The sequence below is a fragment of the Sphingomonas sp. DG1-23 genome (assembly GCF_030730875.1).
Taxonomy (GTDB): Bacteria; Pseudomonadota; Alphaproteobacteria; order Sphingomonadales; family Sphingomonadaceae; genus Sphingomonas.
Genome location: NZ_JAVAMA010000004.1, coordinates 166082 through 187442 on the forward strand (window position 1 = coordinate 166082; position 21361 = coordinate 187442).

Below are 21361 nucleotides of genomic sequence, written 5' to 3' on the forward strand. Positions count from 1 at the left end.
TTATTTGGTTCCCCCGAGCTCGACTTCGGTCGCGCTGGCGCCGCGGACGACATTGACCACCGGCCCCTTCTTCTTCTCGGCGCCGCCCGGATAGCCGGCCGTCGCGACGGCCTTTGCGGTGCTATCCTCGGCCTTGCCGGGGACGGTGCTGCGCTGGAAGCGCGACACGTCGGCGCCGGTGGCGAAACCGCCACGGCCTTCGGTCGGACGCGCGGCGGCACGCGCCAGCATTTCCTTTTCCTTCTTCGGATCGCCGTCAGCGGGCACATCGACCTCGCCGCTGGCGATCGCTTCCTCGAGCTCGCCCTGGTTGTCGGCGATCGAACGCAGCGACAGCGAGAGCGTACCGAGCGTCTGCGCGACGGCGAGCTTCTCGGCGAGCTTGGGAGTCGCCTCGACGGTGACCGTCGAGAAAGTGGAGACGACGGTGTTGCCCTTGTCGTCGGTCTGCTTGTCGGTCCGCTGATCGGTGGCGAGCACGCGCAGGTTGCGCAGGATGGTCTCCGATGCCTTGAGCGGCGGACCATCGCCGCCGCCGGCCACCGTCTGGGTGAGGACGAGATCGATACGATCGCCCGGGAAGACGAAGCCCGAGACGTTCGCGCCCTGTCCGGACACCGGAACCGTGACGGCACGCATGCCCGGCCCGAGGGCCGCGGCGAGGAAGCCGCGATCGCCGGGCTTGACCAGCGCACCCTGGGTGATCGGCTGACCGGCGGGAATCGCGAAACGGACGACGGTGCCCTGCAGCTTGGCGGGCTCGGATTCGCCCTTGATGTAATAGGCGCCTTCGATCAGTTCCTTCGGCCAGGCCACGTATTTGAACGAGGTGGCGTCGAGGATCGTGCCGACCGGAAGGGCGCGGGTCGCGACCATCACTTCGGTGCTGCTCTGCGGCGCGGCGACCGGAATCGCGGCGGCGGTCGGCGTCGGCGCGCCGAGCACGAGGCTGCGCGCCATGAACGCGGTGATCGCGGCGACAACGAGTGCGCCTACGAGCAGAATGAGCTTGCGTGCATCCATTTCGCTTCAAGCCTTTTCAATAACATGGCCGGGTCAGGGCGCCGGCGTTAAGCATCACGTAAACTGGTTAAAAATCGGTTCGCGAAGAACCAGCAGCGTCGAAATCGCGATCGCGACGCCGTAAGGTGTCTCGGGAACGACCCCGCCGCGCCGCGCCGCGCGCACCACCGCGATCAGCCCCGCGCCGATCACGGCGAGCACGGCCATCACGCTGAATGCCGCGAGCACCGGCTGTCCGGCGACCAGCGCCACGAAGCGCGGCCACGCGGCCCAGCCGAGCGCGACCAGCGCCGCGAGCGCAAGTGCGCCCGGCGCGATCGTCCGCCACGGCAAAGCGGCAAGCCCGCCGCGAAGCTGGGTCCAGCGCTCCGCCACCATGACCATGGTGAGCAGGCCGCCGACCAGCGACATCAATACCAGCATACCGATCAGTGGCTGCCCCGGCAGCCACAAGGCCAGCGCGGCGAGCAGCTTGACGTCGCCGCCGCCCATCTGCCCGAGCGCATAGGCGCCGACGAAAAAGCCGAGGACGAGGCTGGCGATGCCGAGCTGGAGCGCGATATCGGGCCATAATGCCAGCCCGTTCGCCCACCACCAGAGCGGTGCGAGCAATGCGATCGCGGCATTCTTCCAATTGGCGATGTTGCGCGAGCGCGCGTCCTCGATCCCGGCCGAGACCAGGAGCAGGCCGAGCGCGCTCAGCAGCAAGGTAAGAAAGACATCCCCCATCCCGTCTCAGACCTAGACGGGATGGCTTATCAAAACGTAACCAACCCCCATGGCAACTTCCCGTATAGACCGTCGCGCGCTTCCTGCCGGCACCCGCATCGACCGCTGGACCGCGCCCGACGGCTGGGAGCACCGCGTTTTCGACTGGCGCGCCGAGGCCGCGCCGGCACGCGGCTCGATCCTGTTCCAGGGCGGCCGCGGCGACATCTTCGAGAAATATCTGGAGAGCTTCGCGCACTGGCATGCAGCGGGCTGGAACGTCACTTCGTTCGACTGGCGCGGGCAAGGCGGCTCGGGCCGGCTGACTCCGGCGAAGAATTGCGGGCATATCGAGGACTATGCCGATTATGTCCGCGACCTCGGCGATTTCTGGGCGGGCTGGGCGGCCGCCAATCCGGGGCCGCGGATCGCGATGGGGCATTCGATGGGCGGCCATCTGGTGCTGCGCGGGCTGGTCGAAGAGGTGATCGCGCCGGATGCGGCGGTGCTCGTCGCGCCGATGCTGGGGTTCAAGCCCGGCATCTTCGGCCCGTTCGCCGAACGCGCCGCGCGGCTGCTCGGCGGCCTCGGCGATCCCGCCCGCCCGGCATGGAAGGGAAACGAGAAGCCCTATACCACGGAGACCCGCGCCTCGCTGCTCACCCATGATCCCGATCGCTATGCCGACGAGATCTGGTGGCAGACGCACGATCCGTCGATCCTCACCGGGCCGCCGAGCTGGCGCTGGGTGATCGAGGGCTTTCGTTCGATCCGCGAGCTTGCCGCCGATCCGCGGCTCGCCGAGATGCGCGTGCCGACATTGATGCTGGTCGCCGAGCATGACGGGCTGATCGACGGCAAGGCGGCGCTGGCACTCGCGCCGCGCCTGCCCGACCTGCATCTCGTCCGCTTCGGCAAGGAGAGCGCGCACGAGATCCTCCGCGAGGCCGACGCGGTGCGCGATCGTGCGCTGGCCGAGATCGACGCATTCCTCGCGAGGCGGGCGCCGCAGGCGTGAACCGTTGGGACGTCGCGATCGTCGGCGCGGGGATCGCCGGCGCCAGTCTCGCGGCCGAACTGGCGCCGCATGCGCGGGTGCTGCTGCTCGAGGCCGAGGACCGGCCCGGTTATCACGCCACCGGTCGCTCGGCCGCCTTCTGGTCGGAAACCTATGGCGGCCCCGGCATCCAGCCGCTCACCACCGCCTCGGGACCTTTGCTGGCGGCGGGCGGCTTTCTCGAGCCGCTCGGCTCGCTCCACATCGGTCGCGCCGCCGAACGGGTGAAGATCGAGGCTTTGCTCGCCGAGTTCGAAGGCTCCGGGGTCGCGCTCGAGGCCGTGGATCCGCGCGCGTTTCTCCCCGGGCTGCGGCCGGAATGGACGCTCGGCGTGTACGAACCGAGCTGCGAATATATCGACGTCGCCGGGCTCCACGCCGCCTGTCTCGCCGCCGCGCGTCGTGCCGGGGCCGAATTGGTCGTCTCGGCGGCGCTGGAGGCGGCGGCGCGCGCGCATGGCTGCTGGTCGCTCGATACGCGCGCCGGCCGGTTCGAGGCCGACATCCTCGTCAACGCCGCCGGGGCATGGGCCGATCGGGTGGCGACGCTGGCGGGCGCGCGGCCGCTCGGCATCCAGCCCTATCGTCGCACGATGGTCCAGCTGCGCACCGATCCTGCGCCGCCGCCGCGCTGCCCGCTGGTCGCGCATATCGGCGGGAGCTTCTACTTCAAGCCCGAGGGCGGGCGGCTATGGCTGAGTCCGCATGACGAGAGCCCCTGTGAGCCCGGTGACGCCGCGCCCGAGGAACTGGACGTGGCTATCGCGATCGACCGGTTCGAGCAGGCCATGGACTGGCGCGTCGCCGCGCTCGAACACAAATGGGCGGGGCTCAGGAGCTTCGCGCCCGACCGGCTGCCGGTCTATGGCATGGATACCGCGGTCGAAGCGCTGTTCTGGTGCGCCGGGCAGGGCGGTTTCGGCATCCAGACCGCGCCCGCCGCGGCGAAGATGGCGGCGGCGATGCTGTTGGGGCAGGCGCCCGGCGCAGAAGTCGCGCAGATCGACGCAGCGCGATATTCGCCGCGACGTTTCTGATCTATGTTGCGGTGTCGCAACGAGTCCGGAGAGGTTTGATGGCGCACAAGTTCGTGATCGAGCAGAACAAGGCGGGCGAATATGTCGCCAAGTTCAAATACAACGCCGAAGTGATTTTCTGGACCGAGGGCTATACGTCCAGGGCTTCGGCGAGGAACGCGATCGAATCGATCCAAAAAAACGGTCCCGGTGCGCCTGTCGAAGAGGGGTGATGCCCGCCGGGCGGGAAATGCCGTTACGGAAACTGCGGCTTGATCGGAAGCTGAGGATTTCTGCGGTTTCCGGAGGATTCCGCTCGCCGCGAATCGCTTGCGGTGATAGGTTCGCGCATCATGCAAGGCACTGCCCGTCCCTATCGATTTCCGATCGACGTCGCCCGCGAGGACATCGACTTCATGGGGCATGTCAACAATGCCAGCTATCTGAAGTGGGTGCAGGAAGCGGTGATCAGCCACTGGCGCGGGCTCGCCCCGCCCGAGGCGGTGGCGCAGCATCTCTGGGTCGCGCTCAAGCACGAGATCACCTATCGGCGCCCGGCCTTTCTGGAAGATGACGTCGTCGCCACGGTGCTGCTCGAAAAGGTACAGGGCGCGCGCGCCTTCTACGAGACGGTGATCAAGCGCGGCTCCGAAGTGCTCGCCGAGGTCAAGTCGAGCTGGTGCTGCGTCGATGCCGAGACGCTGCGCCCGGCGCGGGTGGCGCAGAGCGTGATCGATCACTTCTTCGCGAAGACGGACGACTAAAGGCGAGCCCGGGCGTCACGCACCTTCCCGGCGGGCGCGGTAATAGACATGCGTGTTCGCATCCTCGCCGGGGTTTCCGCGCGCCCGCTCGAAGCTGCTCGAACGGAGCAAGTGGATCGACGTTGCGTTCGCCGGGTCGACCGTCGCCTTGACCGGATCGATGCCCCGCGCCTCGGCGAAGCGCAACAGCGCGTCCAGAAGTTCGCGGCCATAGCCGCGGCCCCAGCGATCGGCGGCAAGTCCGTAGATGATCTCCTGTTCGCCGCCTTCCGGACGGGCGAAACCGGCCCAGCCGATCAGGGTGCCCGAGGCGCGTTCCACGACTGCCCCGGTGCCGTATCCGTGCCGCGCGAGATTGGCGCGCGATCGGACGATCCACAGCTGGGCGTCGGCCGCGGCGAGCGGCTGGCCGTCGTCGACATGACGCGCGACGCGCGGGTCTGCGAACAGCGCCACGAGGGCATCGCGGTCGTCCATTGCGAACGGGCGGACGCGCAGCCTGGCGGTGGCGAGTTCCGAGTGGTGAATCATCGGAACCGCGCTATCCGATTTCCGGCCGAGGTGGTTACGATATGATCTGGATGGCGGTGGCCTGATGGAAGCCGAACGCGCCGCAGCTCCCCGAGAACCAGAACTTGATCTTCTTGCCCAGCGAGAGCGCCGTCAGCGCGGTGGCCCATGCACGTGCACGCCGGTCCTCGTTCGTCGCGGCGAAGACCCATGAATTGGCCACGCAGCCGTTGTTGCCGCCGCCGGCGGTGTAGATCACGATGGCGTCGCTATCCTCGACAAAGGCCGATGTGACCGTCATCTCGACGGTCCATTGGGCATTGGCCGATGTCGGCACCACCAGCGCCGCCGCCATGCCCACCGCCCCGAAAATAGCTGCTTTCATCCCGATCCCCTGGAAATTCGGTTCTTCGCCCGACGCAGCGATAGCTGGTATTTTCGAGGGCGTCACTCGCCGATCAGGCCGTGAATTTCCTGTGGGACACGCAATTGTCGTCGACGAGGTCCCAATTCACGTCCACGCCGAGACCAGGCCCGGTCGGTGCATGGATGTTGCCGTCGGCGTCCATGAAGTCGCGCAGGCTCTGCTTCATCGGGACCTGGAACGTGTCTTCGGGCACGAACAATTCGAAATATTCCGAATTGCGCACCGCGCAGGCGACATGGACATTGGCGATGTCCATCGGGCCCATGGTCGTGGTGTGAAGCTCGCAATTCATGCCGTGCGCCTCGGCGAGATGGCAGACCTTGAGCGTGCCGGTGATCCCGCCCTTCCACGACACGTCGGCGCGGACCATGTCGACGGCATTGTCGCGGATCGCCTGCGCCACGCCCCACGGGCCGCCGCGGGTGGTTTCGGTGCCGACGATCGGGATGTCGACCGCCGCGGCGAGCTTGGCATATTTGTCGAGCTCATAGTCGCGGAACGGCTCCTCCAGCCAATAATAATCGAGGCTCTCCATGTGCCGCGCGACCTTGATCGCCTCGTGCAGCGTATATTCGGAGACCGGATCGCTCATCAGCACCATCTCCGGCCCCACCGCGGCGCGCACCGCGGCGTGGATTTCCATATCCATGCTGCTCGGGCCGCAGGGATGGACCTTGTACGCCTTGAAGCCGCGCGCCTTGTAGGCCAGCGCCTCGCGGACATAATCCTCGACGCCCGGGAGCCACAGACTGCTGGCATAGACGGGCAGGCTGGTGCGGTAGCTGCCGATATATTGGTGGAGCGGGAGACCGGCGGTGCGTGCCGCGGCGTCCCATAGGGCAACGTCGATCGGTCCGGGGAGGAAAACCGGGAAGAAGGCGCCATGGCGGTCGATGTTCCAGAAATCGTGCCAGATCTTCTCGCGATCATGAATGCTGCGGCCGAGGATCACCGGCGCGATCACGTCGGACAGATAGGCGTCGGTCACTGCGCCCGATCGCGCCGCCCAGAAAGTGGCGATGCCCTCTACGCCGTCCGAGGTGATGATCCGGCCGACGCCATAGCTCCACGGCATCGGCGCCGCGCCCTGCCGGTCCTCGTCGAACAGGCCCTTGGGGCGATTGCAGATCCACGTCTCGAAACTCTCGATGCGCATCGCGCCTTGGCCTCCCCGATAAAACTTGTCTTACAGGATAGGGCGGCTGTATCCGGGTCACAACATCAAAATCAGGGGAGGGACCAATGGGCGCATCGCCATTGCTGCTGGCCAATGCCGAGTTCGGCCGCCGTGCCGTGACCCTCGGGCTGGGCGCCGCCTTCGCCGCCGCGGCGCTGCCGGTCCGGGCGAGCGGGACGCTCCGCGGCTTCCACGACGTGCGCGATCATGGCGCGAAGGGCGACGGCAAGACGATCGACAGCCCGGCGATCAACCGCGCGGTCATGGCGGCGGCGAAGGCCGGGGGCGGCACGGTGATCGTCCCGCCGGGGCGCTATCTGTGCTTCTCGATCCGGCTGAAGGACAACATCACCTTGGTGCTATCGCCCGGATCGGTGATCGTTGCCGCCGATCCGGACACGCACGGCCGCAACTACGATCTGCCCGAAGGCGCGTTCGAGGAGCAATTCACCGATTTCGGCGTCTACCATAATCACACCAGCCTGATTTACGGCGACGGGGTCAGCAACGTCGCGATCGTCGGCAAGGGATTGATCCACGGGCTGGGACTCGAGCGCGAAGGGCCGGGGCCGCGCTGGCACGGCATGCCCGGCTTTCGCTCGCCGCAATCGCTGGGCCTGACCCCGGAACAGGCGCGGCTGACCGATCCGGCCGAGCGCGAGCAGCAGGGCCGCGGCAACAAGGCCGTGGCGTTCAAGGAAAGCCGCAACGTGCTGCTGCGCGACTTCACGATACTGCAGGGCGGCCATTTCGCAGTCTATGTGCTGGGCTGCAGCAACGTGACGCTCGACAATCTGACCGTCGATACCGATCGCGACGGCATCGACGTGGATTGCTGTCGCAACGTCCGAATCGCCCATTGCATCGTCAACGCGCACAAGGACGATGCGATCTGCCTGAAGAGCTCCTACGCGCTCAACCGGCGGATCGTCTGCGAGGACGTGACGGTGATCGGGTGCAAGACCAGCGGCTATGCGTTGGGTTCGGTGCTCGACGGCAGCTATCGCAAGTCCGACTATGTTTCAACCGACAAGGTCGGGGTGCTCGGCCGGATCAAGCTCGGCACCGACAGCGTCGGCGGCTTCCGCAACGTGCTGGTGACCGACTGCATTTGCGAGAACAGCCGCGGGCTGCAGATGGGTGCGATCGACGGCGGCACGCTGGAGGACGTCACCTTCTCGAACATCACGATGCGCAACATCGTCAATCACCCGTTGTTCGTCCGCCTCTCCGCCCGCCAGCGCGCGCCCGCGGGGGCGCCGGTGGCGACGGTGCGGCGGGTACGATTCTCGGACATCAACGTGTCGGGCGCCGACGGACGTTATCCGTGCGGGATCGTCGGGATCGAGGACAAGGCGATCGAGGACGTGACGCTCGCCGACGTCCATGTCCGCTGCTCGGGCGGCGGCACTGCCGAGGATGCCGCGCGCGTGCCCCCCGAGCGGCGAAATTCGAGCCTTGAGCCGAGCTTCATGGGAACGCTGCCGGCGTTTGGGCTGTATGTGCGGCACGCGCGGGGGATTGCGGCGAAGGAGGTGAGCTTCACCACCGGGCAGCCCGACGCGCGGCCGGCAATCGTGCTGGACGATGTCGCGGGTGCGCAGATTGACGGAGTGCGCACATCGGCGCCGGTGGTGCGCGCGGTCGAGGCGACGCGCAGCAGTGAGGTGCAGGTCGGCAGTGTCGCATTGGTTGCGTAGGTCTGCCCTCAGTCATGGTCATCCCGGAAGCCGATTTTCTTCAAATCTCTGATTTGATCAGAAAGTCGAGCTGTCCGGGATCCACCGTGAGGCAGGTGCCCGGCGGCGCGGTGGATCCCGGACTGCGAGGCTTTCCGGCGGAAAACTTGCGGTTTTCCGGGAAAGCCTACCATCCGGGATGACGGGATGTGCTGTTCAGTAACCGCCTAGCCGTCCGGCCCCTCGTCGACGAGCGGACCGAGGATCGCGTTGATCGCGTCGTCGAAATGCCGCTCCATCGCCTGCGCGGCGCGGGCGGGGTCCTTGTCGATCACCGCTTCGGTGATCTCGACGTGCAGGTCCTGGACGCGCTGGAGCTTGGGGGTGGCGGCCCAGCGCTCGAGTCCTTCGAGCATCGACGCCTGGATCAGCTGGCGGAACGCCTCGATCAGCAGGGGATAGAGCGGGTTGCCGGTCGCCTTGGCCAAGGTCATGTGCAGTCGCATGTCGAGTTCGGCATAGCGATCGGCATCGCCGAGCAACCCGTCCATCTCGTCGATGATCGCCTGCAGCGCCGCGGCGTCGGCGTCGGTGCGGCGCGAGGCGGCGAGCGTGACCATGGTGATCTCGATCCCGCGGCGCATTTCGAGGATGTCGGGCGCGTCGGCTTGGCCGATCAGCAGCGCGTTTCCGATCACCCGCGAGATCATCTCGCCGTCGACCGACACGATCGTCGCGCGCTTGCCGACCGCCATTTCGACCAGCCCGGTCGCCGCCAGCGCGCGCATCGCCTCTCGGACCACGGGGCGGCTGACGCCCAAAGTGGTGCTGATCCATGTCTCGCTCGGCAGCTTCGCGCCAGGCCGCAGGCGCTGGGTCGCGACATGATCGCGGAGATATTCGATCACCAGATCGACCAGTCCGCTTTTCGACGGAATGGTCACGGATTCGTTCGCGATCGCCGGCAAATCATCTCTCCCCAGAGCGCGCCGTATGCCCAGCCTGTCTTACCGCATTAGCATCGGCCCGGCGCGGGCAAAGCAAAAACTGGCTTGCCTTGCCCATTCAAATGCTTCAAACCTGTAATACAGGATGGCAAACGCGTTGTGCGGAAATTGCGGTCCCGGAGAGGAAGCAGCCCCATGACCCCCATCGCCAGCGCGCCCGCCGCGACGGTCACGGTGCCGGTCGCGAAGCCCGTCGGGCGCTATCGCTGGGTGGTGGTGGCCCTGCTCTTCGCATCGACCACGATCTGCTACGTGGACCGCCAGATCTTCGGCCTGCTCAAGCCGACGCTCGATGCCGAGCTCGGCTGGTCCGAGACCGAATATGGCGACATCGTCGCGGTCTTCTCGCTGATGTATGCCTTCGGCTATCTGTTTGGCGGGCGGATGATGGACCTGATCGGCGTGCGCCGCGGACTGGGCCTCGCGGTCGCCGGCTGGAGCGTCAGCGCGGCGCTGCACGGGCTGATGTCGAGCGTGATCGGCTTCAAGTTCGCGCGCGGCGCGCTGGGGTTGGCCGAGGGCGGCAATTTTCCGGCGTCGATCAAGGCGGTGCGCGAATGGTTTCCGGCGAAAGAGCGCGCCTTCGCCACCGGATTGTTCAATGCCGGCAGCAATATCGGCGCGATCGTCACGCCGATCTCGCTGCCCTTCGTCGTCGCCGCGGTCGGCTGGCGTGCCGCCTTCCTGATCGCGGGCGCGCTCGGGCTGGTCTGGCTGCTGCTCTGGCTGGTCTTCTACGAGGTGCCCGAACGCCAGCGCCGCGTCTCGGCGGAGGAACTCGCTTACATCCGCAGCGACGATGCGCCGAGCCTCGAACGCGTGCCGTGGCTGTCGCTGTTCCGCTATCGCGGCACCTGCGCCTATGCGCTCGGCATGCTGCTCACCAGCCCGGTCTGGTGGTTCTATCTCAATTGGGTGCCGGGCTTCCTCCACGCCCGCTTCGGCATGAACATGATGGCGTCGATCGCGCCTCTGGTGACGATCTATCTGGTCGCCGATGTCGGCAGTATCCTCGGCGGCTGGATCTCGTCGCGGCTGGTGCAGGGCGGCATGCCCGCGGTGCGCGCGCGGATCGTGGCGATGGCGTTCATGGCGGCGTGCACCGTGCCGGTCGCGTTCGTCTCGGGCGTGTCGAGCATGTGGAGCGCGGTGTTGCTCATCGCGCTCGCCGCCGCCGGGCATCAGGGCCTGTCGGCCAACCTCTACACGATCGTCTCCGACACGCTCCCCGCGCGTGCCGTCAGTTCGGTGATCGGCATCGGCGGCTTCGCGGCCGGCATTTGCGGCATGTTCGTCGCGATGGCGGTGGGCCGCATCCTCGATGCGACCGGCGGCAATTACATGATCCTCTTCGTCGGCGCGGGGTGCGCATATCCCCTCGCCGTATTGCTCATGGCGCTGATCCTGCGCCGCTCCTTCCGCATGGAAATTCGATGACCGACGACGCGCTTTTCGACTTGTTCCGATCCGAGCTGTACACCCCGGTGGTCGGCGACATTCTCGACACGCTCGGGCTGGTGCATCAATTCCTGCCGCAGCCGGTCCAGCCCATGCTTACGGACATGAAGCTGATCGGCCGGGCGATGCCGGTGCTGATGATCGACGTTTACGGCGTGCAGGCACAGCCGTTCGGCAAGCTGACCGAGGCGCTCGACCAGCTCGAGCCCGGCGACATCTACCTCGCCAGCGGCGGCGCGATGCGCTGCGCCTATTGGGGCGAGATATTGACTGCGACCGCGCGTGGGCGCGGGGCCAATGGCGCGGTGATCAACGGCTATCACCGCGATACCCCGCAGGTGCTCGAACAGGATTGGCCGGTGTTCAGCCGCGGCCGCTACGCCGCGGATTCGGGGGTGCGGACCAAGGTGATCGACTATCGCTGCCCGATCGAAGTGGGGCAGGCGACGATCCAGCCCGGCGATCTGGTGTTCGGCGATCTCGACGGGGTGCTGGTCATCCCCCGCGCGGTCGAGGCGGAAGTGGTCGAGCGCGCGCTGGAGAAAGCGCGCGGCGAGAAACTGGTGCGGCGGGCGATCGACGGCGGCATGTCGAGCACCCAGGCCTTTGCGCAATACGGCATCCTGTGACCACCGCCTTCCAGATCCATGCGGCCGACAATGTCGCGACTCTGCTCGGCGACGCCGAGGACCGCGTGTCGCTGCGCGGCGAAGCGAGCGGCGATGTCGCGTTGCTGCGGCCGATCGCATTGGGCCACAAGGTTGCGGTCGCCGACATCGCGGCGGGCGCGGCAGTGGTGAAATTCGGCATTCCGATCGGCACCGCCAGCACCGCGATCGCGCGCGGCGACTGGGTACATCTCCACAATTGCACGAGCGGTTTCGACGAGCGCTCGGGCGATTTCGACGTGATCACCGGCGCCGGGAAGGACATGCGCTATGACTGAGCCGTTCGATCGGACATGGACCGGCTGGCTGCGCCCCGATGGACGCAAGGGCGTCCGCAACCTCGTATTGGTGATCTACACCGTCCAGTGCGCCGCGCATGTCGCGCACGCCATCGCCGCGGGCGAGGACGACGTCCAGGTCATCGGCTTTCCCGGCTGCTACGACAATCAATATGCCATCCGGCTGGTGCTGTCGCTGGCGCGGCATCCCAATATCGGCGCGGTGCTGTCGGTCGGGCTGGGATGCGAATATACCCAGCCGGCCCGGATCGCCGAGGCGGTGGAGAAAAGCGGGCGTCCGGCCGATGCCTTCTTCATCCAGGAAGTCGGCGGCACGCGCTCGTCGACCGAAAAGGGCAAGGCGATCGTGCGCGGCTTGCGCGACCGCATTCATCGCGAGACTCCGCGCGTGCCGATGGGGTTCGCGGATCTGATCCTCGGCGCCGAGTGCGGCGGATCGGACGGGACGAGCGGGCTGGTCGGCAATCCGGCGGTAGGACGGCTGTTCGACCGGGTCGTCGACGCCGGCGGCTCGGCGATCTGCGAGGAGATCGTCGAGATGATCGGGCTGCGCGACATCATCCTCGCGCGCGCCGTCGACGATCGCGCGCGCGGCGAGCTGGAGGCGGCCTATGCCAAGGCCGAGCGCTATTGCCGCGAGGTGCGGCAATATTCGGTGTCGCCGGGCAATTTCGCCGGCGGGCTGACCACCATCGAGGAAAAGAGCATGGGCGCCTTTGCCAAGAGCGGATCGCGCCCCCTGCAGGGCGTGATCAAGGTCGGCGAGACGCCGCCCTGGCCGGGCATGTGGGTGATGGATTCGGTGCCCGACGATCACTTCATGCAGTTCGGCTACACCAATCCCAACGATACCGAGGGGATCATGGATCTGATCTCGGGCGGCAGCCAGATCGTGCTGTTCATCACCGGGCGCGGCAGCGTGATCGGCTCGCCGGTGTCGCCGCTGATCAAGGTGACCGGCAACAGCCGCACCTATGCCCGCATGCACGAGGACATGGATTTCGACGCCGGCCGCGTGCTCGCCGGCGAGATGACGCTCGACCAGTGCGCCGACGAATTGGGCGCACTGGTCGCCCAGGTCGCCGCGGGCACGGCGAGCAAGCCCGAAGCTTTGGGCCACAGGGAGTATTTCGTGATGTACAAGCACCAGGACACGCCGGATCTCGATCGGGGGTGCCGAAGTGCCGCTTGATCCCGCATCGGCCTTTCGCCTCGACGGCGAAGTCGCCTTGATCACCGGCGGCGGATCGGGGCTCGGCCTCGGCATGGCGCGGGCGATGCACGGCGCCGGCGCACGGGTCGTTCTGGTCGGTCGGCGGCCCGACATGATCGAGAGCGCGGCGGAGGAGCTGGGCGAGGGCGCATATTGGGAAGTCGCCGACGTCACGGCCTATGACAGCATTCCAGCACTCATAGAACGGATCCGCGAGCGGGTCGGGCCGATCTCTGTCCTCGCCAACAATGCCGGGCACAATTTCAAGAAACTGGCGGTCGACACCAGCGTCGAGGAATTCAGCGGGATGCTCGACACCCATGTCCTTGCCGCGCACAATCTGACGCGCTGCGTGCTGCCGGGAATGCTGGAACGCCGGCACGGCAGCATATTGTTCACCGCATCGATGACCTCGCTGCTCGGCATGCCCGGCGTGATCGCCTATTCGGCGGCCAAATCGGCCTATGTCGGGATGGTCCGCGCGCTGTCGACCGAAGTTGCGGGGCAGGGGGTGCGGGTCAATGCGATCGCGCCCGGCTGGATCGAATCGGCGATGCTGCGCAAGGCGCTCGACAATGACGCGCCGCGCTCGAACCGCATCCTCCAGCGCACGCCGATGCAGCGCTTCGGCGAGCCCGAGGATATCGGCCTTGCCGCAGTCTACCTTTGCTCCCCCGCCGCGAAATTCGTCACCGGCGTCCTGTTGCCGATCGACGGCGGCGCATCCCAGGGATTCTGACAATCATGACCAAGGAAGCGCCGCTGGCGCCGCATCCCGATCGCCTGCTCCCCGCCGATCCCGAGACCCGCGCGATCGCGCGCGAACTCTATTTGTCGGTCAAGGACCTGCCGATCATCAGCCCGCACGGGCACACCGATCCTTCGTGGTTCGCCGAAAACCGGCCGTTCCCCGATCCGGCGACTTTGTTCATCATCCCCGATCACTACATCTTCCGCATGCTCTACAGCCAGGGCGTGCCGCTCGAGGAATTGGGCGTGCCGCGGATCGACGGCGGCTGGACCGAGACCAATACGAGGAAGATCTGGCGCCGGTTCGCCGAGAATTTCCATCTGCTGCGCGGCACGCCCAGCCGGATGTGGCTCGATTACGCGTTCCACGAGATACTCGGCATCACCGAGCGGCTGTCGCCGACCAATGCCGACCGGATCTACGACCAGATCGACGCCCAGCTGAAGCGGCCCGAATTCCTGCCCCGCGCCCTGTTCGAGCGGTTCGGGATCGAGGCGATCGCGACCACCGAGAATCCGCTCGACGATCTGCGCCACCACAAAGCGATCAAGGCGAGCGGGTGGAGCGGCCGGGTGATGACGGCGTTCCGCCCCGACAACGTCACCGATCCCGAGCATCCGCGCTTTCGCGAGGATCTGCCCGAGCTTGGCCGGATCACCGGCGAAGATGTCGGGACATGGGACGGCTATCTCGCCGCGCTCCGCCAGCGCCGGCGCTACTTCATCGAACATGGCGGTGCGACCTCGACCGATCATGGCCATCCGACCGCGCATACCGAGGATTTGCCGCAGGAAGAGGCGGCTGCCTTGTTCCGGCGCATCGTCTCGGGCAATGCCGGCGCCGGCGATGCCGAGCGTTTCCGCGGGCAGATGCTCACCGAAATGGCGCGGATGAGCATGGACGACGGGCTGGTGATGCAGATCCACCCGGGCGCGCTGCGCAGCCAGAACCCCGCGGTCACCGGCATTTTCGGCGAGGCCAAGGGCGACGACTGGCCGTCGCCGACCGAATATGTCCGTTCGCTCAAGCCCTTGCTCAATGCGTTCGGCAACGAGCGCGGCCTGACGATCATCCTGTTCACGCTCGACGAGAGCACCTATGCTCGCGAAATCGCGCCGCTGGCCGGCCATTATCCGGCGCTGCGGATCGGGCCGGCATGGTGGTTCCACGACAGCCCCGAGGGAATGATGCGCTTCCGCGAGCAGGTCACCGAGACCGGCGGCTTCTACAACACGGTCGGCTTCAACGACGACACCCGCGCCTTCTTCTCGATCCCCGCGCGGCACGATCTCAGCCGCCGCATCGACTGCGGGTTTCTCGGCCGGCTGGTCGCCGAACACCGCCTCGACCGCGACGAGGCATTCGCGGTGGCGCGGGATCTGGCGTACAATCTGGTGAAGGCGGCGTATCGGCTCTGAACTTTCCCTCTCCCCTCCGGGGAGAGGGAGGGAGCCGGCGAAGTCGGCGGAAGGGAGAGGGGCAGTTGGATCGAGACACACTGCCCCTCTCCCCGGAGGGAAGAGGGAACTAGGCCTCCACGACCACCGGCTTCCCGTTCACCCGGACATTGTCCAGCTTCAATCCCGGCACGCCCCTGGCGATCAACTTCGTCCGCTTCGGATCGGTCAGCGTCACGTCCACGTCGCGGAGGGTGAAGTTCGAGATCGCCGTGGTCGCGTTGCCGCTGATGTTGCCGAAGCCGCGCGTGATGCCCTTCACGTCCTCGATCACGATGTCGCGGATGATCCCGCCCGGCGGCTTGCCCGGGACCTTGGTGCCATGGGTCAGGCGGGCGTTGACGATCAGGCCGATCGCGGGGTCGTCGGCGCCGAAATTGGGCTTGTTGTAGCCGTAGAAGACTTCGCCGCGGTGCCAGAAATGGACCGGCTGCGGCGCTTCCTGCAGCCGGACGCCGCGGACGTGGAGCCGCTCATAGACCTGGCCCGGGGTGTCGGGGCGGATCTTGAAGCGGATCGTCGGGATGTCGCCGACATTGGTGATCCGCTCGACCTTGATGTCGCGCATCACCGTGCCGTTGCTGCCGAAGGTGACGCAGCCCAGGCCATATTCGAAGATGCAGTCGTGGATGTGGATGCGCTCGACCGGCGGCGCCTCGCTGTACGCCGCGGCGCCCGGGCCCTGGGTTCCCTTGAGCGCGATGCAATCGTCGTCGACCGAGAAGCGGCAGAAGCGGACGGTGATGTCCTGGCAGCTGTCGAGGTCGATCGCGTCGCTGCTCGGCGCGCGGATGACGTGCGGCACTTCGAAGCTGCAACGTTCCACCACCGAACGGCGGCAGCGGTACATGTGCAGATTCCAGAACGCCGCGTCCTTGAAGGTGACGCCGCTGACCAGCACGTCGTTGCAGTCCTGGATGAAGGCGATCTGCGGGAAGGGATAATAGACCTTGGTCGTCCCGACATGCTCCTCGGGCGCATCGAAGAACATCCGCCAGAACGGCTCGCCATTGCCGTCGAGCGTCCCCGGACCGGTGATGCGCAGGCCGTGATTGCCGGTCGCGTTGATCAGCGCCATGCGCAACGCTTCGGGATATGCCTCGCAGAAGCGGCGCAGCACCAGCGGATAATCGGCGAGGTTGGCCGACCCCTTGAGCACCGCGCCCTTGCTCAGCTCGAGCCCGACGCCGGGCTTGAGCACGATCGATCCGCTGACGAACACGCCGCGCGGCACCACGATCGCACCACCGCCCGCCGCGGCGCAGGCGTCGATCGCCTTCTGGATCGCGACGGTGTTGACCGTGGTTCCGTCCGCTACTGCGCCGTGGCGGCGGATGTCGACGCGGCGTCCGGGCGCCGCCACTGCCGGAAGCGCCGGCAGCGCGCAGAGCAATGCGCCCGAGCCAAGTTGCAGCGCTTCGCGACGCGTCGGACCCATGATTTTCTCTCCTGGCGAGCACCTTTACCAAGGTGCGAATTTGTATGTTGTCTTACAGGTTAATCTGTCTTACAGGTTTGTCCACCGACAAGTTGATCAAAACAACGACGGGGGAGGATATCGTATGATTTCGCGTAAGGATTCTGTGCGCGCAACGGTCTCGGCGATGGCGCTGACGATCGGGCTCGGCCTGTCTTTTCCGGCGCTTGCGCAAACGGATGCCACGCAGACGAGCGCGGGCGACGGTCAGGCGGTCGAGGAAGCGCAGGACGAGATCGTCGTCACCGGCTTCCGCGAATCGCTGAGCGACGCGCTGGCGATCAAGCGCAAGGAAACCGGCGTGGTCGACACGATCACCGCCGAGGATGTCGGCAAGTTTCCGGATTCTAACCTGGCGGAATCGATGCAGCGCCTGCCCGGCGTCGCGATCACCCGCGGCGACGGCGGCGAAGGCAAGACGATCTCGGTTCGCGGCCTCGGCGCGCAATTCACGCGCGTCAAGCTGAACGGCATGGAAGGCAACAGCTCGGCGGGATCCTCCGACATCCGCTCGGGCTATGTCTCGTCGCGCTCGTTCGACTTCAGCACCTTCGCGTCGGAATTGTTCAGCTCGCTGACGGTGCGCAAGACCATGTCGGCGGACATCGAGGAAGGCTCGCTCGGCGCGACGGTCGATCTCCAGACGCCGCGACCGCTGGCAGCCGAGCAGGACTTCACCCTCGCCGCCAGCGCGCAGGGCACCTATGACGATCTGCGGCGCAAGTTCAGCCCGCGCGTCACCGGGCTGATCTCGAAGAAATTCCTCGACGACACGTTCGGCGTCGCCGCCTCGGTAGCCTGGACCAAGCGGTACACGCGCGAGGAGGGCTGGTCGGCGGTCGACGTGATCAGCGGGCGGCTGAACCGGTTCTGCTCACCCGTCGGTTATAGCGATGGCAATCCGTTGACCAATGATCAAAGTCCCGGAACTAATGCGCTCAACGGAAGCAACGCCGCGAATTGTTCTACCGGCAATCCGCGTCTCCCGAACACGCCGACCAATGTCGCCAATTACGAATTGCTGGATAATACCGGCACCTTCATCCCGCGCAGCCCGCGGCTCGTCCGCTCGGACCAGGACTATTCGCGGTTCGGCGCGACACTGACCTTGGAGGCGCGGCCGGACGACGTGACGCGCTTCGCGCTCGACGGCCTGTTCTCGCGCTATGACGTGACCCGCAGCGACCAGACGATCACGGCATTGTCCTTCTCGCGCAACGCCGGCCAGCACGGCAGCGCCGAAACCTCGGTACTGGAGGCGGAGCGCGACCCGAACGGCACCTTGCTCTATGGCCGCTTCAACGGCGTCGATCTGACCAACGATCTGACCTACAGCAAATACACCACGACGTTCAGCCAGGTGAATCTGTCGGGCTCGCGCGATTTCGGCGGCTTCCTGCTCGACGGCTATGTCGGCATGTCGCGCACCATCTATGACAAGCCGGTGCGTACCCAGATCGCGACCTTCGCGAACAATGTGAACGGCTTTTCCTTCGATTTTCGGGGCGACCGCCGCTTCCCGACGATCGATTGGGGCGTGGATGTCGACAATCCGGCGAATTTCGTGTTCGGGCCGCCCTCCGCCGACGGCACGGTCAACGGCACGCTGGCGATGCAGCGCAGCCGCGACGAATCGAACAATCTGACCGCCGAGCTCAACGGCACGCTGGATCTGGTCGAGGGCGTCAAGTTCCGCGCCGGCGGATCGTATCGCGAGGCGGAGTATCAGCGCTGGAGCCGCGACCGCGTCACCCAGAATCTCGCGCCGAGCGTCCCGGCCGGTACGACGATCGCCCAGCTGACCACGCCGATCGGCGATTTCGGCCGCTCGCTGCCGGTGGACACCATCTCGAGCTGGGCCGCGCCGGACTATGCCAAGTTCAACGCGGTGTTCAATTTCGAGAACCAGACCGGCGCCTATGCGCTCAATCCGCCGCAGACGGGATCGCTGAAGGAGACGGTGAAGGGCGGCTTCGCGATGTTCGACTTCACCGGCGACCTGTTTGTGCCGGTGCGCGGCAATCTGGGCGTGCGCTACGTCCACACTACGCAGCGAGGGTTCGGTGCGATGAACGGCGTGCCGACCACGCTGACCCGCAATTACGAGGATTGGCTGCCCTCGGCGACTTTGACCTTCGACCTGACCGACAAATTGATCTTCCGCCTCGCCGCGGCGAAGGTGATGACCCGGCCCGAGCTGGGCGATCTGATCCCCGGCAACGTATCGATTGCGCTAAACACACACACCGTGTCGGCGGGCAACTTCCTGCTCAACCCGATCCGCGCCAAGACCGCCGATGTCAGCCTGGAGTATTATTTCGGCAAGACCGGGATCATCGCGATCGGCGGCTTCTACAAGGACATCGACAGCTTCATCCAGACGCGACAAGTCCAACTTCCCTTCCGCGAGACGGGCCTGCCGCTGTCGCTGCTCGCCGGATCGAACAATAACGGCGATACCGAATTCACCTTCTCGACCAAGAACAACACGCCGGGCGGCCCGCTGAAAGGCGTCGAGATCAACATCCAGTCGGGCTTCGACTTCCTGCCCGGCTTCCTGTCGAACTTCGGGGCATTGGCGAACTTCACGTACGCCGATTCCGACATTTCCTATTGCAACAATGCCGCGTGTCTTGCGCCGATCCAGGCGGCGTTGGTCAACCTGTCCAAATACACTGCCAACGGCACGCTCTATTACGAGGACAGCAAGTTCAGCATCCGGGCCAGCGGTTCGTGGCGCGACGATTTCCTGTTGCGCGTGCCGTCGGGTCGTGAAGGCAGCGACGTGCAGGGCAATATCTCGGCCTTCTTCGTCGACGCCACGGCTTCGTACCAGATCACCCCCGGCATCCAGCTGCGCCTCGAGGCGCAGAACCTGACCAATCAGGAGCTCGGTTTCTACCAAGATTCGACCCGCCAGGACTCGCTCTACAGCACCTATAGCGGACGCAAATTCTCGGCCGGCGTCGCAGTCAAATTCTAGGCCCTCGGGAAGCGCCAGAAGAGCAGAGCCCGGTCCGTTCATCGGGCCGGGCTTTGCCAATTCAGGGACGGAGAATGGGATGGACTATCGGGTCGGGCGTCGAAACTTCCTGAGCGGCGCGACCGGCGCGACCGGCGCGGCTGCCGCGTTGCCGTTCGGCGCTGCCGCGCTGGCGCAGGAACATGCCGCGCCGCAGACGACCGGAGGCCCGGCCTTGCTCCCCTATCAGGAACGCACGCGGGCCGAGCGCATGCGCTGGTGGCACGAGGCGCGGTTCGGGATGTTCATCCATTGGGGGCTGTACAGCCTGATCGGCCATCAGGAATGGGTGATGGAATCCGAAGGGATCCCGATCCGGCAGTATGAGAAGCTGGCGCGGCACTTCAATCCGAAGCCCGGCTGCGCCCGCGAATGGGCGCGCCTCGCAAAACGCGCCGGCCAGAAATACATGGTGCTCACCACCAAGCACCACGAGGGCTTCTGCCTGTGGGACAGCAAGCTCACCGATTACAATGCGGCGAAGCAGGGCCCGCGCCGCGACCTTGTCCGCGAGTTCGTCGAGGCGGCGCGCGCCGAGGGGCTGAAGGTCGGGCTCTATTACTCGTTGATGGACTGGCATCATCCCGACGGCGAGACCTGTGCGACCGACCCGGCCGCGCGCGAGCGCTTCGTGACCTGGACCCACGGGCTGATCCGCGAGCTGCTGACCAATTACGGCAAGATCGACATATTGTGGTACGACGTGACCTTGCCGCTGACCCCCGGGCAATGGCGCGCCGAGGAAATGAACGCGATGGTGTTCGACCTTCAGCCGCAGATCATCGTCAACAACCGCAACGGCCTCGCCGGCGACTTCTCGACTCCCGAGCACAAGGTGGCGGCGGACAAGCGCGCATGGGAGACGTGCGAGACGATGAATCTCGGCTGGGGTTATCAGCGCAGCGACGACGAATGGAAGAGCGCGAAGCGGATCGTCAACGACCTGACCCTGTGCGTCCAGCAGGGCGGCAATTATCTGCTCAACATCGGTCCCGATGCGGCGGGCGACGTGCCGGCGGAATCGGTGCGGGTGCTCGAGCAAGTCGGCGACTGGCTGAAGACCAACGGCGCGGCGATCTATGGCGCGCGCGGCCGCGCGGCCGATGCGTTCGGCAATTACACCAATTTCACCGCGGCGGGGAACACGCTCTACGTTCACGTCTATTTCTGGCCGTCGAAGACGCCGGCGGCGGCGTGGCTCGATTTCTTCGGCCCCGAGACGGTGGTCGCGGTGGGTGGGGTTAGGGCGAAGGCGCTGTCGGCGCGACTGCTCAAGACCGGCGAGGCGGTGCGCTTCACCCAGGACCGGGTGTCGCTGCGGCTGACCGGTCTGCCCGCGGCCGCACCGGATTCGCCGACCACGGTGATCGCGATCGAATGCGACGGGCCGGCGTTCGTCGATCACCATCTGATCCGGCCGGAGTGGAAACGATACGGAGTCGCCGTCGGCGCCTGAGGTCCGGGATGACGGCGGAGTCGCCGGTGTCGATGGTCACTTGTCACGGTTGACACGCAAACGCGGTTTTTGCCGGAATGCACTTCGGAGGAGTGGAGCGATGCGCCCGCGATGCGCCCGCGATGCGCCCGCGACGCGCCTGCTACGCGACTTGCAGGCGACCGGTACGCGCCGCCGACGCGACACTGTTGC

At 66.2% G+C, this 21361-nt stretch carries 20 protein-coding genes; 13 read left to right on the forward strand and 7 right to left on the reverse strand.

Features of this window, described 5'->3' with window-relative positions; all coding sequences use genetic code 11:
- Complete coding sequence (cpaB, locus tag Q9Q95_RS08365; protein ID WP_306095915.1) at positions 1 to 1023, reverse strand: Flp pilus assembly protein CpaB; 1023 nt, start codon at positions 1021 to 1023, stop codon at positions 1 to 3.
- Positions 1024 to 1077: 54 nt separating this feature from the next.
- Entirely contained in the window at positions 1078 to 1752 is a 675-nt protein-coding gene (locus Q9Q95_RS21205) for a prepilin peptidase (protein WP_371876715.1), read from the reverse strand.
- Between the two features lie 49 nt (positions 1753 to 1801).
- Between Q9Q95_RS21205 and Q9Q95_RS08375 the strand changes: the two genes are divergently transcribed.
- From Q9Q95_RS08375 to Q9Q95_RS08390, 4 genes are all read left to right on the forward strand, one after another.
- The gene (locus tag Q9Q95_RS08375) at positions 1802 to 2749 is read left to right on the forward strand and encodes an alpha/beta fold hydrolase (protein WP_306095917.1); all 948 of its coding nucleotides are present in this window, start codon (positions 1802 to 1804) and stop codon (positions 2747 to 2749) included.
- Positions 2746 to 3825 carry an FAD-binding oxidoreductase gene (locus tag Q9Q95_RS08380; RefSeq protein ID WP_306095919.1) on the forward strand — a complete coding sequence of 360 codons (1080 nt, stop codon included), beginning with the start codon at positions 2746 to 2748 and terminating at the stop codon, positions 3823 to 3825. Before Q9Q95_RS08375 ends, Q9Q95_RS08380 begins: the two co-directional genes overlap by 4 nt.
- A 38-nt stretch (positions 3826 to 3863) precedes the next feature.
- Positions 3864 to 4037, forward strand: a complete 174-nt coding sequence (locus tag Q9Q95_RS08385) for a DUF1508 domain-containing protein (RefSeq protein ID WP_306095920.1) — start codon at positions 3864 to 3866, stop codon at positions 4035 to 4037.
- 120 nt (positions 4038 to 4157) lie between these two features.
- The gene (locus Q9Q95_RS08390) at positions 4158 to 4568 is read left to right on the forward strand and encodes a thioesterase family protein (protein WP_306095922.1); all 411 of its coding nucleotides are present in this window, start codon (positions 4158 to 4160) and stop codon (positions 4566 to 4568) included.
- A gap of 15 nt (positions 4569 to 4583) precedes the next feature.
- Here the strand turns inward: Q9Q95_RS08390 and Q9Q95_RS08395 are convergent, their stop codons facing one another.
- The 3 genes from Q9Q95_RS08395 to Q9Q95_RS08405 form a co-directional block, all read right to left on the reverse strand.
- Positions 4584 to 5099, reverse strand: coding sequence for a GNAT family N-acetyltransferase (locus tag Q9Q95_RS08395; RefSeq protein ID WP_306095923.1), 516 nt, complete (start codon positions 5097 to 5099; stop codon positions 4584 to 4586).
- Positions 5100 to 5133: 34 nt separating this feature from the next.
- On the reverse strand, positions 5134 to 5463 hold the full coding sequence (locus Q9Q95_RS08400; protein WP_306095925.1) for a hypothetical protein: 330 nt from the start codon (positions 5461 to 5463) through the stop codon (positions 5134 to 5136).
- A gap of 73 nt (positions 5464 to 5536) precedes the next feature.
- Complete coding sequence (locus tag Q9Q95_RS08405; protein ID WP_306095927.1) at positions 5537 to 6661, reverse strand: enolase C-terminal domain-like protein; 1125 nt, start codon at positions 6659 to 6661, stop codon at positions 5537 to 5539.
- An 86-nt stretch (positions 6662 to 6747) separates the two neighbouring features.
- Here Q9Q95_RS08405 and Q9Q95_RS08410 point away from each other — a divergent pair, with 86 nt between their 5' ends.
- Positions 6748 to 8382 (forward strand): glycoside hydrolase family 28 protein, encoded by a 1635-nt coding sequence (locus Q9Q95_RS08410; protein ID WP_306095929.1) that lies wholly within the window; start codon positions 6748 to 6750, stop codon positions 8380 to 8382.
- 206 nt (positions 8383 to 8588) lie between these two features.
- On the opposite strand, the gene Q9Q95_RS08415 is transcribed toward Q9Q95_RS08410, so the two are convergent.
- Positions 8589 to 9329, reverse strand: coding sequence for a FadR/GntR family transcriptional regulator (locus Q9Q95_RS08415; protein WP_306095932.1), 741 nt, complete (start codon positions 9327 to 9329; stop codon positions 8589 to 8591).
- 174 nt (positions 9330 to 9503) lie between these two features.
- Between Q9Q95_RS08415 and Q9Q95_RS08420 the strand changes: the two genes are divergently transcribed.
- The 6 genes from Q9Q95_RS08420 to uxaC are packed head-to-tail and all read left to right on the forward strand — an operon-like array spanning position 9504 to position 15175.
- The gene (locus Q9Q95_RS08420; RefSeq protein WP_306095934.1) at positions 9504 to 10805 is read left to right on the forward strand and encodes an MFS transporter; all 1302 of its coding nucleotides are present in this window, start codon (positions 9504 to 9506) and stop codon (positions 10803 to 10805) included.
- A complete protein-coding gene (locus tag Q9Q95_RS08425) occupies positions 10802 to 11455 on the forward strand; it encodes an RraA family protein (RefSeq protein ID WP_306095935.1) in 654 nt (217 codons plus the stop codon). The genes Q9Q95_RS08420 and Q9Q95_RS08425 overlap by 4 nt, the downstream gene beginning before the upstream one ends.
- Positions 11452 to 11772 (forward strand): SAF domain-containing protein, encoded by a 321-nt coding sequence (locus Q9Q95_RS08430; protein ID WP_306095937.1) that lies wholly within the window; start codon positions 11452 to 11454, stop codon positions 11770 to 11772. The genes Q9Q95_RS08425 and Q9Q95_RS08430 overlap by 4 nt, the downstream gene beginning before the upstream one ends.
- A complete protein-coding gene (locus tag Q9Q95_RS08435; RefSeq protein WP_306095939.1) occupies positions 11765 to 12985 on the forward strand; it encodes a UxaA family hydrolase in 1221 nt (406 codons plus the stop codon). The genes Q9Q95_RS08430 and Q9Q95_RS08435 overlap by 8 nt, the downstream gene beginning before the upstream one ends.
- Positions 12975 to 13745, forward strand: coding sequence for an SDR family NAD(P)-dependent oxidoreductase (locus tag Q9Q95_RS08440; protein WP_306095941.1), 771 nt, complete (start codon positions 12975 to 12977; stop codon positions 13743 to 13745). Before Q9Q95_RS08435 ends, Q9Q95_RS08440 begins: the two co-directional genes overlap by 11 nt.
- Before the next feature lie 5 nt (positions 13746 to 13750).
- A complete protein-coding gene (uxaC, locus tag Q9Q95_RS08445) occupies positions 13751 to 15175 on the forward strand; it encodes a glucuronate isomerase (protein WP_306095943.1) in 1425 nt (474 codons plus the stop codon).
- Between the two features lie 109 nt (positions 15176 to 15284).
- Here the strand turns inward: uxaC and Q9Q95_RS08450 are convergent, their stop codons facing one another.
- Positions 15285 to 16652 carry a glycoside hydrolase family 28 protein gene (locus Q9Q95_RS08450; protein ID WP_306095944.1) on the reverse strand — a complete coding sequence of 456 codons (1368 nt, stop codon included), beginning with the start codon at positions 16650 to 16652 and terminating at the stop codon, positions 15285 to 15287.
- Positions 16653 to 16776: 124 nt separating this feature from the next.
- Between Q9Q95_RS08450 and Q9Q95_RS08455 the strand changes: the two genes are divergently transcribed.
- Together Q9Q95_RS08455 and Q9Q95_RS08460 are read left to right on the forward strand one after the other, a co-directional pair.
- The gene (locus Q9Q95_RS08455) at positions 16777 to 19674 is read left to right on the forward strand and encodes a TonB-dependent receptor (protein ID WP_306095947.1); all 2898 of its coding nucleotides are present in this window, start codon (positions 16777 to 16779) and stop codon (positions 19672 to 19674) included.
- A 79-nt stretch (positions 19675 to 19753) separates the two neighbouring features.
- Positions 19754 to 21169 carry an alpha-L-fucosidase gene (locus Q9Q95_RS08460; protein WP_306095949.1) on the forward strand — a complete coding sequence of 472 codons (1416 nt, stop codon included), beginning with the start codon at positions 19754 to 19756 and terminating at the stop codon, positions 21167 to 21169.
- Positions 21170 to 21361: the final 192 nt, after the last annotated feature.